We start from the raw sequence: 15,184 nt of genomic DNA on the forward strand, positions 1-15,184 counted from the left end.
GCCACTCCAACGGCCCCAAGAATTGCTCCAGTCGCGGCAATGAAAAGGCAAGGGCGGGCGGCGGACGCACAGGTCAGAGTCGGATGACGACGAGCGCGGTGTCATCGGTGGCCCCGTCGGGCGGCAGCAGCTCGGCCAGCAGCGCATCGGCGAGCGTCTCCGCCCCGGCGCCCCGGTGCCGGGTCAGCGAGGCGGCCAGCCGTGCCAGCCCGACGTCGATGTCCTCGCGACGGCGCTCGATCAGCCCGTCCGTGTACAGCACCAGCACCGCGTCGTCGGCGAAGGAGACCCGGGCCTCGGGGCGGTCCACGTGCTCGGGCCGCGCGCCCAGCGGCGGATCGGTCGCCCCGTCCAGGAACTCCACCCGGCCGTCCGGGTGCAGCAGCGCCGGCGGCGGATGCCCGGCGCTGCTGTAGGCGATGGTGTGGGTGGTCCAGTCGATGAACGCCTCCACCGCGGTGGCGGATTCGGCGCCCTCCACCGAGCGGGCATAGGTGCCCAGCACCTCCAGCGCCTGGGCGGGCCCCGGGGTGACCAGCGTGGCGGCGCTCAGCGCACTGCGCAGCTGCCCCATGACGCAGGCGGCCTCCAGCCCGTGGCCGACGACGTCGCCGACCGCCACCGCCATCCGGTCCCCGGACAGTTCCGCCAGGTCGTACCAGTCCCCGCAGACGTTGAGCGCCCCGACCGCGGGCCGGTAGCGCACCGCGGCCCGGTGGTGCCCCACCGGGCGGGGCGCGGGCAGCATCGCTTCCTGGAGGGCCAGCACCACCAGCCGTTCCCGGGCGTGGGCCTGGCGGAGCCGGTCGTTGAGCTGCTGGAGCTCCTGGGCCCGGGCGTAGAGTTCGGTCGTCATCCGCTGCAGGTCGCCGCCGTCCTCCCGCCGGGCACCGGCCCGGATGGTCTCGGTGACCTCCTCCACCCGGTGCACGATCAGCCGCACCCGCCCCTCCGCGTCGAGGACCGGTGCGTTGACGGGGCTCCAGTAGCGCTCCTCGAACACGCCCGGGCGGCCGGGCAGTTCGACGTCGTAGCGCTGCAGGGCCATTGTGTCGGTCAGGCCGGTGGCCAGCACCCGCTCCAGGGACGCCCGCAGATTGCGCATACCGGTGGCGCCGGGGTCCTTGGGGTTGTCGGGGAAGACGTCGAAGAGGTGGTGCCCGATCACCTGGCGCCGCTGCCGGCCGGCCCGGCGCAGCAGGGCCTCGTTGGCGTCGGCGATCATGAGGTCCGGGGTGAGCAGCAGCGCGCCGCCCGGCAGCGCCTGGAAGACCGCCGCGTAATCGATCGGGAACTCGTTCACGGCCCGCCCGCATTCTCGTTCGCCACGTGCGGAATGATCTCGTCCGGCGGGCGGCCGCGCACACCGGGCGACCGGCCGCGGGCCGCCTCGGGCGTGCGAACCACGAGGCCGTGCCGGAGGTGCACCGGCCGGGGCGGGTACGGCCGTCCGGGGCATCCGGTGCCGGACCGGCCGGGGCGTCAGCGCTTGCGGGCCCGGCTGGGCTGCACCCGGGTCGGCTCCCCCGGCATCTTCGGGTGGTCGGGCGGATAGGGCAGATCGCCCAGCCCCTCGTCGGCCGCCTGCCGCTCCGCGAGGTCGAAGACGGATTCCAGCCCGAAGGCGTGGTCCGCCATGTCGGCGTGCACATCGCCGAGTTCCGCGAACCGCCGCGGCATCGTGCGCAGGTCGAAGTCCTCCGGCACGGCGTCGGACAGCTCCTCCCACCGCAGCGGGGCGGAGACCGTGGCGCGCGGCCGGGCGCGCAGCGAATACGCCGAGGCGATGGTGCGGTCCCGGGCCATCTGGTTGTAGTCGACGAAGATCTTCGCGCCGCGTTCCTCCTTCCACCACGCCGAGGTGACCAGGTCCGGCAGCCGCCGTTCCATGGCCCGCGCCACCGTGATCGCGGCCCGTCTGACCTCGGTGAACGTCCACTGCGGCCGGATCGGCACATAGACGTGCACGCCCCGCCCTCCCGAGGTCTTGGGCCAGCCGCGCAGCCCGTGCTCGTCGAGCAGTCCCCGCAGCTCGTGGGCGACCCGTACGGCGTCCGCGAAGTCGGTGCCGGGCTGCGGGTCGAGGTCGATCCGCAGTTCGTCGGGGTGCTCGGTGTCGTCGCGGCGGACCGGCCACGGGTGGAAGGTCAGGCACCCGAGGTTGGCCGCCCAGACCACGGCGGCGGGTTCGGTGGGGCACATCTCGTCGGCGAACCGCCCGCTGGGGAAGGCGATCCGGGCGGTGGGCAGCCAGTCGGGCAGGCCCTTGGGCGCCCGTTTCTGGTAGAAGAACTCGCCCTCCACGCCGTCGGGGAAGCGCTGCATCGTGGTGGGCCGGTCGCGCAGCCCGCGCAACACCCCGTCCGCGACCGCGAGGTAGTACCGGGCGACGTCCAGCTTGGTGAAGCCGCGCTCCGGGTAATACGTCTTGTCCGGGTTGGACACCCGCACCGTGCGCCCCGCGACGTCCAGCTCGACGGCCTCGTTGGCCCGACCTCCGGTCATGCCTCCACGCTAGAGCGTGCCCGGGGGTTCCGCCCGGCGCGCGGGAAGCGGCCCGAGCCCTCAGGATCGGGACCATGGACCTGCCCGTCATGCCCCCGGTCTCCCCCATGCTCGCCAAGCCGGTGTCCGGCATCCCCGCCGGCATGCAGTACGAGGCCAAGTGGGACGGCTTCCGGGTCATCGTCTTCCGGGACGGTACGGAGGTCGAGATCGCCAGCCGTACGACGAAGTCGCTCAGCCGCTACTTCCCCGAGGTCATCGCGGCGGTCCGGGACGAGCTGCCGCCGCGCTGCGTCGTCGACGGCGAGATCGTCATCGCCCATGACGGCCGGCTGCACTTCGAGGAGCTGCTGGAACGCATCCACCCGGCGGACTCCCGGGTCCGCACCCTCGCCGAGCGCACCCCGGCCTCCCTGGTCGCCTTCGACCTGCTGGCCCTGGGCTCCGACTCGCTGCTGCGCGAGCCGCAGGCGGCGCGCCGGGAGGCGCTGGTGGCGGCGCTGCGGACGGCCGGGCCGCCGGTGTACACCGCGCCCGCCACCACCGATCAGGAGCTGGCCCGGCGCTGGTTCACGCAGTTCGAGGGCGCGGGGCTGGACGGGGTGATCGCCAAACCGCTGGACCTGCCGTACCGGCCCGGTGACCGGGTGATGTTCAAGGTGAAGCACGCCCGCACCGCCGACTGCGTCGTGGCGGGCTACCGGCTGCACAAGAGCGGCCCGGTGGTCGGCTCGCTGCTGCTGGGCCTGCACGACGACGCCGGTCAGCTGCAGCACGTCGGGGTGTGCGCGTCCTTCCCCATGGCCCGGCGGCGCGCACTCGTCGAGGAGCTGGCGCCGCTGCGGACGGACGATGCCGGGGAACACCCGTGGGGCGCGTGGACGGACGAGGAAGCGCATGCGTCCCGGCGGATGCCCGGCGGGCCGAGCCGGTGGAGCGGCGGCAAGGACCTGTCGTGGGTGCCGCTGCGCCCGGAGCGGGTGTGCGAGGTGGCCTACGACCACATGGAGGGCAGCAGGTTCCGGCACACCGCCCAGTTCCGCCGCTGGCGTCCGGACCGTACGCCGGAGAGCTGCACCTACGCCCAGCTGGAGGAGCCGGTGGGCTACGACCTGGGGGAAATGCTGCGGGGCTGACGCCGCGGGGGACGTCGGGCGTCTCCGCCTAGCGCCCGTCCTCCTCCGGGCGCCAGCGCCGCCGGCTCTCCCCCGGGGCGAGGCGGTCGACGACCTCGGCCAGTTCGGTGCAGGCCAGCTCGATCTTGCGGCGGATGGCGATCTGCTCGGTGACGATCGCCGACAGCAGCAGCGCGGTGAGCGCGGCGGAGGCGTTCAGCGCCTGCAGGTTGACCATGGCCTCCAGCAGGCTCTGGCCCTCGAAGGGGCCGGTCCGGTCGGTCGCCGCCGAGATCGCCAGGACGGACAGCACCAGCACACAGGGCGCCGCCCCGGCCAGCTGGAAGCGCAGCGCCGCCCACACGATCACCGGGAAGACCAGGAACAGCAGCGACAGCGAGCTGTGCACCGCCAGGAGGGAGACGAGGACCGCGGCGGCCAGCAGCGCCGCCGCCTCGACCGACCGGACCACGAGCAGCTCCCGGGGCGGCCGCAGGGTGCGGAAGGCGAGCACCAGCGGGGTGACGACGAGGACACCCATGGCGTCACCCACCCACCACGCCGCCCAGGTCCGCCAGAAGTCCCCGGCCGGCAGGTCACCGGTGATCACCTGGGTGCCGCTGCCGAAGGTCGCGCTGATCACCATGCCGGCGAAGGCCCCGAGGGCGACCAGCGCGACGCCGTCCCGCAGCCGGTCCAGTTCGGTCCTGAACCCCACCTTGCGCAGCATCAGACAGGCGCACACCGGAGCGAGGGTGTTGCCGGTCATGATGGCGACGACGGATCCGTCGAGCGGGCCGAGCGAGGCCACGACGAGAAGCGTGCCGAGGAAGTAGGCCGGCCAGGTCCACAGCCCGATCAGCAGCAGTGCGCTGAGCGCGATGCCGGTGGGCGGCCATAAGGGCGTGACCACGGCACCGGCGACCACCACCTGCTCCAGCAGCCCGATCCGGGCGGACGCGTAGTAGACGGCTGCGAGGACGAGGATCGTCAGGGCTGCCGGTGCGAGACGGCGGAGTTGCTCGGTACGCACCACATCAGCCATCAGACAACGCCGGTGACCGGGCGCCGGCCACGACACGCGCGCCCCGCTCGCGCTTCACCCACTCCTGGCCGCCGGCACCGTCGAAGCGCAGCACGAGCACCGCGGAGTCGTCGGTGTGCCCGGTCAGTTCCGCCACGCTCATCGCCGCCGCGGCGACCGCCGCCGGATCGCTGTCCGCGTTGGCCCGCACCAGCCGCATCACCTGCGTCAGCCCGGCCTCCATCGGGAACGACGGTCCCTCCACGACCCCGTCGGTGACCAGCGCGAACGCGCCCGCCATGGCGAGCCGGCGGCGGGTGACCGGGTACTCCTCCCCCGGCACGATGCCCAGCGGCAGGCCCCCGGGGTCGTCGGCGAGGCCGAACCGGCCGTCGGTGGTGGCCCAGATGGCCGGTACATGGCCGGCCCGGGCGCTGGTCAGCTCCCAGGTGGCCGGGTCGAAGCGGAGGAAGGTGCAGGTGGCGAAGAGCCCGCAGTCGACGGAGAGCAGCAGATCGTTGGCGCGGCTGAGCACCTCGCCGGGGTCGGCGGCGTGCACGGCGACGGCCCGCAGCCCGAACCGGATCTGGCCCATGAAGGCGGCCGCCTCCACGTCGTGGCCCTGCACGTCGCCGATGCAGAACGCCAGTGACCCGTCGGGCAGCGGAAAGCCGTCGTACCAGTCGCCGCCGATGTCCAGGCCGTGCCGGGCCGGGGCGTAGGTGGCGGCGGCGCGCAGCCCGGGGAGCTGCGGCAGCCGGGCCGGCAGCATCTCGCGCTGCAGCGCCTCGGCGAGCTCCACACGGGCCCGCTGCTTCTCGGCGCCCTCCCGTGCCTGGGCGGTCAGCCGGCCGAGCGTGGCCAGCAGATCGTCGGCGCTCGCCGACCGCGGGGGACGACGCCGAGGCATGGATCGCTCCCGGGGGCATCGGTGCACGGGCCACCGCGGCGGCGCGCTCCGCGCGGCGGATCCGCGGGGCCTCCTGACCTGGGCTCACGGGGCTCTCAGAGGGAGCCCGCCTGTCCGGTTCATCATATTTCTGCGGGGGGACTTCCGCTTCACGACGCCGGGCCTTCTCCGGCCGCAGAGCGGTTCACCGCCAGATGACGGACGCCGGACCGTACGGCCCAGAAGAAGACCCCCAGGGCGAGGACGCCCACCGCGATCGAGTCGTACGGGGCGGGCAGCCGGCCGGAGCCCTCGAAGGTGCCGAGCCCGGAGAGGGCGGTCAGGGCGAGGAGGTAGACGACCAGCCAGGCGCCGGTGCGCAGTTCGGCGGAGAGCGGACGGAGCGGCCCGGCGCCGTCGCTCTCGACAGCCGCGGTACCGCCGCGGGCGCCCGGGCGCCGCATGACGAGGAAGATCAGCAGGCCGGCGAGGACCAGTGGCAGGGCCAGCCGCAGGTCGTGCCAGCCCGACCAGTAGACGAACTCACTGGCCACGACGAAGCTGACCGGCGCGATCCAGCGCAGGCCGGGCACCCAGCCGGCGGTCTCCTCGTCCGGGTCGGCGCGGAACACCGCGACCGCGACCGCCGATGCGGCGTAGATCAGCAGGTACATGTCGCCCATGACGCTCACGATGTCCTGCCAGCCGCCGAAGGGCAGCAGGAAGACCACGATGACCAGGAGGTTGACGGCCAGCGCCCGGCGCGGGACGCCGAACCGCTCGTTGACCTTCATGAAGTACCGCGGGATCGTGCCGTTCTTGGCGAGCGCGTAGGTGTGCCGGGCGTCGATGGCCACACCGACGTACGCCGAGCCGCCGGGCGAGATCACCGCGTCCGCGTAGAGCAGGCTGGACAGCCAGTGCAGGTTGAGGATCAGGGCGAGCTGGCCGAACGGCGAGTCGAAGGAGACGCCCTGCCAGCCGTGGCCCAGGAGGCTCTCGGGGACGGTGAAGAGGAACGCCAGCTGCAGCGCGAGGTACATGGCCACGGCCAGGCCGATGCCGGTGAGGACCGCCCAGGGGATGGTGCGGCGGGGGTTGCGGGTCTCGCCGGAGAAGTCCAGCGGGGCCTGGAAACCGTTGACGGAGTAGACGATGCCGCCGCCGGCCAGCGCGGTCAGGCAGGCCACGTAGCCGTACGGGGCGAAGCCGCCGTGGTCGGTGAGCCGGCCGGAGTTCCAGCCGGAGGCGAGCAGCGCGATCACGGTGACGACCGGTACGGCGATCTTGAACACCGAGATCAGGTTGTTCATCCGGGCGAACAACCTCACCGCGTACCAGTTCAGCGCCGTCAGCAGCACGCTGAGCCCGGCGGCCAGGCCGAGCCCGCCGAGGGTGAGGGTGTGGCCGTTGTAGAGGCCGGGGAGGTAGTGCGCCGTGTACTGCATGATCGCGCTGATCTCGGCCGCGGTGCCGCCCACGGACAGCAGGGTCGACCAGCCGATGAGGGTGCCGACCAGCCGGCCGCTGGCGAACAGCGGCCAGCGGACCGTGCCGCCGCCCTCCGGCCGGGACGCGCCGAGCTCGATCAGGACCAGCGCGACCAGACCGCACAGCAGACCGGCGCCGACCCAGGACAGCAGCGCCGCCGGGCCGGCCGTCTGCGCCGCGTACAGGGCCGCGAACAGCCAGCCGGAGCCGACGATGTTGGAGAAGCCGATGCCGGTCAGTCCCCAGAAGCCGAGATCCCGGCGCAGCCGGCGCTCCTCGGCCTGGACTTCCGGCGCGCCGGCCCCGTCGGACCCCGCTGATACGTGACGCTCCGCCACAAAAGACTCCTCGTCGCACTGTCCCGGCCGGGTCCCGGCCGGTGTCCCGGTGGGCCGGACCCTACTTGACCGGCACCGGAGAGGAATCGCCCGTCCGCACTACGGGCCGGCGGCGGGTCAGGAGAGGCGGTCCGCGGGCACCCCGAAGGTCGCGGTCAGGCCCTCCCGGCCGGCCTCGGTGAGGCGCACCACCCGCCGGTACGTGCCGTGCCGCAGCCAGTCCAGGGCGAACATCCGGGTGGTGAGGGCGGCGCCCAGCGCGCCGGCGAGGTGGTGGCGCTGTTCGCCCCAGTCGACGCAGTAGCGGACCGAGGGGCGGCGGCGCGGCAGCCGGTCGGTGTCGACGCCGAAGGCGGTGAGCTCCCGGCGGCCGTGCGGGGTGAGGACGTAGCTGACGGCGCCGGGGCCGGTGCGGTCGCCGCCCGCCGCGGGGTGCTCGGCGGTGAGGACGCCGCGCTCCTGGAGGGCGTCCATCAGGGCGACGCCGAGCCGGCCCGCCAGGTGGTCGTAGCAGAGGCGGGCGCGCAGCAGGGCCTTGGCGCGGGTGTCGGCGTTGAGCGAGCGGACCGGCAACGGGCGGGCGATCAGGGCGAGTTGTTCGAGGGCGCGGGCGACGTCCGTGGTGGCGAGCCGGTAGTAGCGGTGCCGGCCGTCGTGCTCGACGGTGAGCAGCCGGGCGTCGAGGAGCCTGGCAAGGTGGCCGCTGATGGTGGAGTTGCTGACGCCGGCCTCGGCAGCCAGTGCGCTGGCCGGCAGTGCGCCGCCCCCGGCGAGCGCCAGCAGCACCTTGGCGCGGGAGGGGTCACCGATCGCCGCCGCGACGTGGGCGACGTCGGTCTCGGTACGGGCGTCGGTGCCGGTCTCCGCGTCTCGGGTCCGGGGGTCCATGTCTCGACGGTACGCCGACGACGTTTCGGCGGATGCCGTACCGATCCGGTCCGAGACTGGCCGCATGAGTCCTCCGTCAGCCCTGCTCCGTGACCCCGCCCCCGACTGCGACGGCTCCGCCCGGCTTTCGTCGTTGCCGCTGGTCGCGGTGTGTCTGGGGTACTTCATGGTCATTCTGGACGTCACCGTCGGCACCGTGGCCCTGCCGGTCATCGGGGCCCGGCTGCACGCCGGGGTCACCGGCCTGCAGTGGGTGGTGGACGGTTACACCCTGGTGTTCGCCGGTCTGCTGCTGTTCTGCGGCGGCCTGGGCGACCGGCTGGGCGGGAAGTCCGTGTTCCTGGGCGGTCTGCTGGTGTTCACCCTCGCCTCGGCCGGCTGCGCGCTGGCCCCGACGACGGCGGTGCTGGTCCTCGCCCGCCTGGTGCAGGGCCTGGGCGCGGCTCTGTTGGTGCCGTCCTCGCTGGCGCTGCTGCGGACGGCGTACCCGGGCCGGGCGGCCCGGGCCCGGGCGTTCGGCGTGTGGGGCACGGTCGCCGGCCTGGCCGCGGGGGCCGGCCCGGTGCTGGGCGGGGTACTCGTCGCGGGGCTCGGCTGGCGGTCGGTGTTCTTCCTGAACCTGCCGGTGGGCCTGGCCGCGCTGCTGCTGACCGTACGGTACGTGCCGCGGCCCCCGGCGGACCGGTCGCGGCCGGGGCTGGACCTCCCGGCCCAGCTGGCGGCGGCGGTGTGCCTGGGCGGGCCGGCCGCCGGCTGCATCGAGGCCGGGGCGCTGGGCCCGGGCCATCCGGTGGTCCTCGGAGGGTTCGCGGCCGGCGCCGCGGGTCTGGTGGCGTTCCTGGTGCTGGAGCGGCGCTCGCCGGCGCCGATGCTGCCGCTCACGCTCTTCCGCACGCCCGCCTTCTCCGCCTCCGCGGTCATCGGCGTACTGCTCAACGCCGGTTTCTACGGGCTGCTGTTCCTGGCCCCGCTGTACTTCCAACAGCTGCACCACTACAGCGCACTGCGGACGGGGGCTGCGCTGCTGCCCGCCGTGGGCGTGGTGGCGGCCGGTTCGGCGCTCGCCGGGCGGCTGACCGCCCGTACGGGCCCGCGGCTGCCCATGGTGGGGGGCCTGCTGGTGGGCGCGGCCGGACTGGCCGGCTGGCTGGCCGCGGGGCCGGGCACGCCGTACGCGGTGCTGGTGGCGCCGATGGCGGCCGCCGGGTTCGGCACCGCGCTGACCATGCCGGCCGCCACCGCGGCGGTGATGGAGGCCGCGCCGGGCGAGCGGAGCGGCGCCGCGGCCGCGGTGTTCAACGCCGCCCGCCAGACCGGCAGCGCACTCGGCGTGGCGCTGTTTGGCACGCTGGTCGCCGGCGGCCTGGTGACCGGCCTGCACACCTCGGTGGTCATCGGCGCCGCGGGGTTCCTCGTCGCGGCCGCGCTCGCCGCGCGCTGGATTCCGGGCATCAACCGGCGGGAGCGGGTAGGAAGGAAGACGGGAACAGAGGAGCGGTGCACGGGGGGATCCGTCCGTGGCCGGCGCACGAGGCAAGGAGAAGCCGATGACACTGCCATGGCGTGAGGACGAGAGCTGGCGCCGCCGCTACCCGCAGCCGGGCCCCGACTGGACGCAGGGCATGCCGCAGGGTCCGGCGGAGCCGCTGACGCCCATGGGACGGATCGACCAGTACGGCAGGATGGGCAGCGCGCTGCGCGGCAGCTATGTCGCGCCCTGGCAGCGCAAGGTGATCCTCGGCTTCGTCCTCGGCGCCATCGTGGTCACGGCGGTGGCCCTGCTGCTGGCCTTCTTCGGCTGACGAGGCACGGCCCGGTCACAGCTCAGGCACACGTCCAGCAGCCCGACCAGCAGGCGGAACGGTACGGGTGGTGCCCCGGTGCGTGCCGGCGGTCGGCCGGGCGCTCTTCCTCTGCCGGCTCCTGACCGTCGACGAGGGCCCGCAGTCCGGCGAGCCGGGCGGTCAGCACGACGGTGAGCGCGGCGAGTTCCTCGGGCTCGGCATGCCCCCGTTCGATGCGGAAGGTCAGGCCCGGCGGTGCTTCCTCCGGCGGGCCCTGCTCGTCGAGGGGCTGCGCGCCGAGCACCGTGACCAGGTCCAGCGGAATGCTGCCGGAGTCGTCCGGCCGCGGCCGGCCGTTCGCTGTCCGCGCGCCGGCCGGCGGGCTCTCGGCGGTCTGGGTGCTCTCGTCGGTGAAGGCGTTCATGTGCGGGGGTTCCTGGAGTCGGGGACGGGGCGCGGCCGGTGCCCGCCCGCCGCGTGGGGCGGCCCTGCCGGGTGCCGCGGCGGCCCCGGCCCGTGCCGTGTTCGGGCAGGTCACACGGGCGACGCTAAGAGCGCCCCGGCGCCCCCGCGCGCGGGGCGGCGGTCGGCTGCGCCGTTCGGGCGACCGGGCGGGGGCCCAGGCGTGATATCCGGCGCCGAGGCCGTGTTGGTCCCGGCGGGCGCGCCCCGGGCGGCGAGCATCACGCACAGGTATGTGCAGGCAAGGGGTGCCGGATGACGCAGTCAGGATGGGCGGGACGATGAGATGTGATCAGGCCGGAGACGGGCGCGCCGCGGCGCGGGGCGACGGGCGACGGGAATTCCTCAGATGTGCGGCCGGCGTCGCGGGGGTGGCGGCCGCCGGGGGCCTCGGCGGCGAGGCGGTCGCCGCGGACCGGCCGGCGGCCGGGCGGCGGGACGGCCGCGAGGACCTGCCCGACCGCGTGCCGTTCCACGGCCACCACCAGGCCGGTGTGCTGACGCCGCAGCAGCTCTTCGCGGGTTTCGTCGGATTCGACGTGCTGGCCGAGAACCGGGACGGTCTGGTGGAGCTGTTCCAGAAGCTCACCCACCGCTCCCGGGTCCTGACGGGCGGGGTGAAGCCGCGCGACGAGCGGGTGTCGTCGGAGCGCCCGACGCCGGACTCGCTCACCATCACGCTCGGCGTGGGCGCCTCGCTGTTCGACGACCGTTACGGGTTGTCCGGGCACAAGCCGCGCCACCTGAAGGCGATGCCGGCGTTCCCCGACGACCGGCTGGAGCCGTCCCGCTGCCACGGCGACCTCTCCCTGCAGATCTGCGGCGAGCACCCGGACGCCATCGTGCACGTACTGCGCGACCTGGCGCGGGAGACGGACGGCCTGCTGCGGCCACGCTGGCGGACGGACGCCTTCCTCAACCCGTCCCGGCCGTCCGGAGCACGGCGCAACCTGCTGGGCTTCAAGGACGGCATCGTCAACCCGGAGACCGAATCGGCCCGCGAGATGGACCGGCTGATGTGGGTGACACCGCCCTGCGGCGAACCGGACTGGGCGCTGGGCGGCTGCTACCAGGTGCTGCGGCTGATCCGCTTCCACGTGGAGAAGTGGGACAAGGTGCCGTTGCGGCGGCAGGAGAAGATCTTCGGCCGGCACAAGGCGAGCGGGGCACCCCTGGACGGCGAGCACGAGACGGACGCTCCGGACTACCGCCACGACCCGCACGGCCGGATCGTCCCGCTCGACTCCCACATCCGGCTGGCCAACCCGCGCACCCACAAGACGGACGACTCCCGCTTCCTGCGGCGCAGTTACAACTACGACCAAGGCTTCGACCACACCGGCCGGATGGACCTCGGCCTGGTCTTCTGCGGCTACCAGCAGGACCCGGAGCGCCAGTTCGCGACCGTACAACGACGCCTCGAACACGAGCCGCTGTCGCGGTTCATCACCCCCATCGGCGGCGGCTACTTCTTCGTCCTGCCGGGCGTCCGCGACGAGGACGACTGGTTCGGCTCCCACCTCCTGAAACCCTGACGCGTTTTGCGGGGCCTCCCACGTAGTTGGCCGTCCCGACGCGGGGCTTGCTCGCCGTTGCGCTTTGCGGCGCGCCGCACGTACCTGTCTTTCCCGCCGCGGGGCGTCTCGCCGTTGCGCTTTGCGGCGCCCCGCACGTTGTCGGCCGTCCCGCCGCGGGGGTTGCTCGCCGTTGCGCCTGGCGGCGGGCGTGGTGTTTTTGGGTGCGGTGACAGCCCTACAGACTTCGTCCTCCGGTCTGTCCCCTCCCGTTGGTGGGGGGTGGGAGGCCGGAGGGGGTGGGCGTCGTCGTCCTGGTTGTACGTCGCGTCGTGGGGTCGTCGGTGGCGGGAATACCGCCCCTGCCCGTCGAGTTGAGGCCTTGCAAGGGGCGCCCGCATCCCCTACGGGATCTGTTCGACCGTCCCCTACGGGTTCCAAGGGCCCCTGATACCCCCAACGCTCACCCCCACTCACCTCTTCCCACTCCACTCACGGGAGGGGACGGGCCGGAGGGGCCGGTGTTTGGGACGTAAAGCGACAGCAGTCCCAAACACCGGCCCCGCAGGCCCGGCTCCCCCAGCGGCAGGTCCACCACCCGCGTGCCCCCCAGCGGCGTGCGGGCCACGACCATGCCGGGGTGGGTGGCCACGGCCTCGCCGATGATCGCCGCACCCGCACCCAACGGGTGCCTCCGCATCGCGGCCAGTACCGCGTCGGCGTGCTCGCGCGGGACGAAGGCCACGAGCTTTCCCTCGTTGGCGACGTACATCGGGTCCAGGCCGAGGATGGCGCAGGCGTTGGCGACCGCGGGCGGTACCGGGACGGCGCGTTCCTGGATGACGATGCCGGTGCAGGACGCGGAGGCGATCTCGCACAGCGCCGCGGCCAGGCCGCCGCGGGTGGGGTCGCGCAGGACGTGCAGGTCGGGGGTGACCGCCAGCATGGTCTCGACGAGCCCGCCGAGCGCCGCGCAGTCGCTCTCGATCTCCACGCCGAACTCCAGGCCCTCGCGGACGCTCATGATGGCCACGCCGTGCACGCCGATGTCGCCGCTGACGATCACCACGTCACCGGGGACGACGCGCTGCGGGCGGAGGTCGACGCCTTCCGGGATCAGCCCGATGCCGGCGGTGTTGATGTAGACGCCGTCGCCGTGGCCCGCCTCGACGACCTTGGTGTCCCCGGTGGCCACCTCGACCCCGGCGACCCGGGCGGCCGCGCCCATCGCATCGGCGACCCCGGCGACCACCGGCATCTCCACGCCCTCCTCCAGGATGAAGCCGCAGGAGAGGTAGGCGGCCCGGGCGCCGCTCATGGCGAGGTCGTTGACGGTGCCGTTGACGGCGAGATCGCCGATGCTGCCGCCGGGGAAGAACAGCGGCCGGACCACGAAGGAGTCGGTGGAGAAGGCGAGCCGGGCGCCGCCCAGCGAGACCGCCGCGGAGTCGCCGAGCTGGGCGAGGACCTCGCCGCCGAAGGCGGGCACGAAGATCTGCTGGACGAGCTCGGCGGAGAGCGCGCCGCCCCCGCCGTGCCCCATGACGACCCGCGGCTGGTCGCGCAGCGGGGTGGGGCAGGTCCAGCCGGAGATGTCGACGGTGGGCAGTCCGCGGTCGGCCGGGGTGGGAGCGTCGGCGGGGGCGTGGGACGCGTGCGACGTCGTCAGCGGGGTGTGCGGGGTGTCAGGCAACGGGGCTCGCCTCCAGCGGGGTGGGCGGGGTGCTGAGTCGGCGGTACAGGTAGTAGGCGGCGCACGCGCCCTCGCTGGAGACCATGGTGGCGCCCAGCGGGGTGCGCGGGGTGCAGGTGGTGCCGAACGCCTCGCACTGGTGCGGCTTGATGAGCCCCTGGAGGACCTCGCCGCTGCGGCAGGCGGCCGGTTCGCGGGTGGCGATGCCCTCGACGGAGAAACGGTGTTCGGCGTCGTAGTCGCGGTAGCGCTCGGAGAGCCGCCAGCCGCTGGCGGGGATGGTGCCGATGCCGCGCCAGGCGCGGTCGGTGACCTCGAAGACGTCCTCGAGCATGGCCTGCGCGGCGGGGTTGCCCTCGCTGCGGACGGCGCGCGGATAGGCGTTGTCCACGGTGTGTTCGCCGCGCTCCAGTTGGCGGACGGTGCGGCGGATGCCTTCCAGGATGTCCAGCGGTTCGAAGCCGGTGACGACGATCGGGACCCGGAAGCGTTCGGCCAGTGCGGGGTACTCCGCCATGCCCATCACGCTGCACACATGGCCGGCGGCGAGGAACGCCTGGACCCGGCAGCTGGGCGAGTTCATGATCGCCTCGATGGCGGGCGGGACCCGGACGTGCGAGACCAGCATGCTGAAGTTGCGGATGCCGAGCCTGCGGGCCTGATGGACCGTCATGGCGTTGGGCGGGGCGGTGGTCTCGAAGCCGACGCCGAAGAACACCACCTCGCGGTCGGGGTTCTGCTGGGCGGTCTTCAGCGCGTCGAGCGGGGAGTACACCACCCGTACGTCACCGCCCTGGCCGCGCACCTGGAACAGATCGCGGTCGCTGCCGGGGACCCGGAGCATGTCACCGAAGGAGCAGAAGATCACGTCCGGGCGGGAGGCGATCTCCAGTGCCTTGTCGATCACCTCCAGCGGGGTGACGCACACCGGGCAGCCCGGCCCGTGGATCAACTCGACCTGTTCCGGCAGGAGTTGGTCGATGCCGTGCCGGATGATGGTGTGCGTCTGGCCGCCGCAGACCTCCATCAGGGCCCACGGCCGGGTCGCCGTGGCCCGGATGTCGTCCAGCAGCCGGCGGGCCAGCTCGGGGTCCTGGAATTCGTCGATGTACTTCACTTCCGCGCCTCCCGCGCCGTGTCGCCGCCGACGGCCGCAGGCGGGGCGCCCGCCTCCGCGGCCGCCGCCTCCCAAGGGTCGCCGAACTCTTCCTGGAGCAGCCCCAGTTCTTCGAAGAGGGCCAGGGTCTGGCGGGCCGAGTCCTCGTCCAGGCGCTGCAGCGCGAAGCCGACGTGGACGATCGCGTACTCGCCGACCTGGAGGTCGGGGACGTACTCCAGGCACACCTCCTTGACCACCCCGCCGAAGTCGACGGTGGCCATCCGGGTGCCGTCCCGTTCCTCGATGTCCAGTACTTTGCCGGGTACCGCCAGGCACATGGGCCTCTCCTCGTCGTCAAGCGTCGTCCGCCGCGGCCGCGGCG

13 protein-coding genes and 1 pseudogene are annotated in these 15,184 nt (G+C 73.7%); 4 read left to right on the forward strand and 10 right to left on the reverse strand.

Annotation, left to right across the window (positions count from 1 at the left end; all coding sequences use genetic code 11):
- Positions 1 to 73: 73 nt before the first annotated feature.
- Both IG62_RS0113090 and ligD read right to left on the reverse strand, forming a co-directional pair.
- A complete protein-coding gene (locus IG62_RS0113090; RefSeq protein ID WP_030801313.1) occupies positions 74 to 1,303 on the reverse strand; it encodes a PP2C family protein-serine/threonine phosphatase in 1,230 nt (409 codons plus the stop codon).
- 179 nt (positions 1,304 to 1,482) lie between these two features.
- A complete protein-coding gene (ligD, locus tag IG62_RS0113095) occupies positions 1,483 to 2,505 on the reverse strand; it encodes a non-homologous end-joining DNA ligase (protein ID WP_030801315.1) in 1,023 nt (340 codons plus the stop codon).
- Between the two features lie 74 nt (positions 2,506 to 2,579).
- Here ligD and IG62_RS0113100 point away from each other — a divergent pair, with 74 nt between their 5' ends.
- Positions 2,580 to 3,641 (forward strand): ATP-dependent DNA ligase, encoded by a 1,062-nt coding sequence (locus tag IG62_RS0113100; protein WP_030801316.1) that lies wholly within the window; start codon positions 2,580 to 2,582, stop codon positions 3,639 to 3,641.
- Positions 3,642 to 3,669: 28 nt separating this feature from the next.
- On the opposite strand, the gene IG62_RS0113105 is transcribed toward IG62_RS0113100, so the two are convergent.
- The 4 genes from IG62_RS0113105 to IG62_RS0113120 form a co-directional block, all read right to left on the reverse strand.
- Complete coding sequence (locus tag IG62_RS0113105) at positions 3,670 to 4,656, reverse strand: MASE1 domain-containing protein (RefSeq protein WP_030801317.1); 987 nt, start codon at positions 4,654 to 4,656, stop codon at positions 3,670 to 3,672.
- 1 nt (position 4,657) lies between these two features.
- Entirely contained in the window at positions 4,658 to 5,554 is an 897-nt protein-coding gene (locus IG62_RS0113110; RefSeq protein WP_078871975.1) for a PP2C family protein-serine/threonine phosphatase, read from the reverse strand.
- 149 nt (positions 5,555 to 5,703) lie between these two features.
- Positions 5,704 to 7,290, reverse strand: coding sequence for an APC family permease (locus IG62_RS0113115; protein WP_030801319.1), 1,587 nt, complete (start codon positions 7,288 to 7,290; stop codon positions 5,704 to 5,706).
- Positions 7,291 to 7,479: 189 nt separating this feature from the next.
- Positions 7,480 to 8,250 (reverse strand): ArsR/SmtB family transcription factor, encoded by a 771-nt coding sequence (locus IG62_RS0113120; protein WP_037838272.1) that lies wholly within the window; start codon positions 8,248 to 8,250, stop codon positions 7,480 to 7,482.
- Positions 8,251 to 8,314: 64 nt separating this feature from the next.
- On the opposite strand from IG62_RS0113120, the gene IG62_RS0113125 reads away from it, so the two are divergent.
- Both IG62_RS0113125 and IG62_RS0113130 read left to right on the forward strand, forming a co-directional pair.
- Positions 8,315 to 9,817 carry an MFS transporter gene (locus IG62_RS0113125; protein WP_078871976.1) on the forward strand — a complete coding sequence of 501 codons (1,503 nt, stop codon included), beginning with the start codon at positions 8,315 to 8,317 and terminating at the stop codon, positions 9,815 to 9,817.
- Positions 9,798 to 10,052 (forward strand): YtxH domain-containing protein, encoded by a 255-nt coding sequence (locus IG62_RS0113130; protein ID WP_030801322.1) that lies wholly within the window; start codon positions 9,798 to 9,800, stop codon positions 10,050 to 10,052. The genes IG62_RS0113125 and IG62_RS0113130 overlap by 20 nt, the downstream gene beginning before the upstream one ends.
- Before the next feature lie 22 nt (positions 10,053 to 10,074).
- Here the strand turns inward: IG62_RS0113130 and IG62_RS44580 are convergent, their stop codons facing one another.
- The gene (locus tag IG62_RS44580) at positions 10,075 to 10,458 is read right to left on the reverse strand and encodes an acyl-CoA carboxylase subunit epsilon (RefSeq protein WP_078871977.1); all 384 of its coding nucleotides are present in this window, start codon (positions 10,456 to 10,458) and stop codon (positions 10,075 to 10,077) included.
- Between the two features lie 319 nt (positions 10,459 to 10,777).
- On the opposite strand from IG62_RS44580, the gene efeB reads away from it, so the two are divergent.
- Positions 10,778 to 12,031 (forward strand): iron uptake transporter deferrochelatase/peroxidase subunit, encoded by a 1,254-nt coding sequence (gene efeB, locus IG62_RS0113140; RefSeq protein WP_030801324.1) that lies wholly within the window; start codon positions 10,778 to 10,780, stop codon positions 12,029 to 12,031.
- A 553-nt stretch (positions 12,032 to 12,584) separates the two neighbouring features.
- On the opposite strand, the pseudogene hypE reads toward efeB, so the two are convergent.
- The 3 genes and pseudogenes from hypE to IG62_RS0113155 all read right to left on the reverse strand — a co-directional run.
- Positions 12,585 to 13,619: pseudogene (gene hypE, locus IG62_RS0113145) on the reverse strand (hydrogenase expression/formation protein HypE); the annotation flags it as partial.
- 76 nt (positions 13,620 to 13,695) lie between these two features.
- Positions 13,696 to 14,820, reverse strand: coding sequence for a hydrogenase formation protein HypD (gene hypD, locus IG62_RS0113150; protein WP_030801326.1), 1,125 nt, complete (start codon positions 14,818 to 14,820; stop codon positions 13,696 to 13,698).
- Complete coding sequence (locus IG62_RS0113155; protein WP_030801327.1) at positions 14,817 to 15,140, reverse strand: HypC/HybG/HupF family hydrogenase formation chaperone; 324 nt, start codon at positions 15,138 to 15,140, stop codon at positions 14,817 to 14,819. Before IG62_RS0113155 ends, hypD begins: the two co-directional genes overlap by 4 nt.
- Positions 15,141 to 15,184: the final 44 nt, after the last annotated feature.

Source organism: Streptomyces sp. NRRL S-337 (genome assembly GCF_000720175.1).
GTDB lineage: Bacteria > Actinomycetota > Actinomycetes > Streptomycetales > Streptomycetaceae > Streptomyces > Streptomyces siderophoricus.

Bases quoted from the DNA above. Each gene is read 5' to 3' on its own strand.
- ligD (WP_030801315.1), bottom strand. From the start codon at position 2,505: ATGACCGGAGGTCGGGCCAACGAGGCCGTCGAGCTGGACGTCGCGGGG.
- IG62_RS0113100 (WP_030801316.1), top strand. From the start codon at position 2,580: ATGGACCTGCCCGTCATGCCCCCGGTCTCCCCCATGCTCGCCAAGCCG.
- IG62_RS0113110 (WP_078871975.1), bottom strand. From the start codon at position 5,554: ATGCCTCGGCGTCGTCCCCCGCGGTCGGCGAGCGCCGACGATCTGCTG.
- IG62_RS0113120 (WP_037838272.1), bottom strand. From the start codon at position 8,250: ATGGACCCCCGGACCCGAGACGCGGAGACCGGCACCGACGCCCGTACC.
- IG62_RS0113125 (WP_078871976.1), top strand. From the start codon at position 8,315: ATGAGTCCTCCGTCAGCCCTGCTCCGTGACCCCGCCCCCGACTGCGAC.
- IG62_RS0113130 (WP_030801322.1), top strand. From the start codon at position 9,798: ATGACACTGCCATGGCGTGAGGACGAGAGCTGGCGCCGCCGCTACCCG.
- IG62_RS44580 (WP_078871977.1), bottom strand. From the start codon at position 10,458: ATGAACGCCTTCACCGACGAGAGCACCCAGACCGCCGAGAGCCCGCCG.
- efeB (WP_030801324.1), top strand. From the start codon at position 10,778: ATGAGATGTGATCAGGCCGGAGACGGGCGCGCCGCGGCGCGGGGCGAC.
- IG62_RS0113155 (WP_030801327.1), bottom strand. From the start codon at position 15,140: ATGTGCCTGGCGGTACCCGGCAAAGTACTGGACATCGAGGAACGGGAC.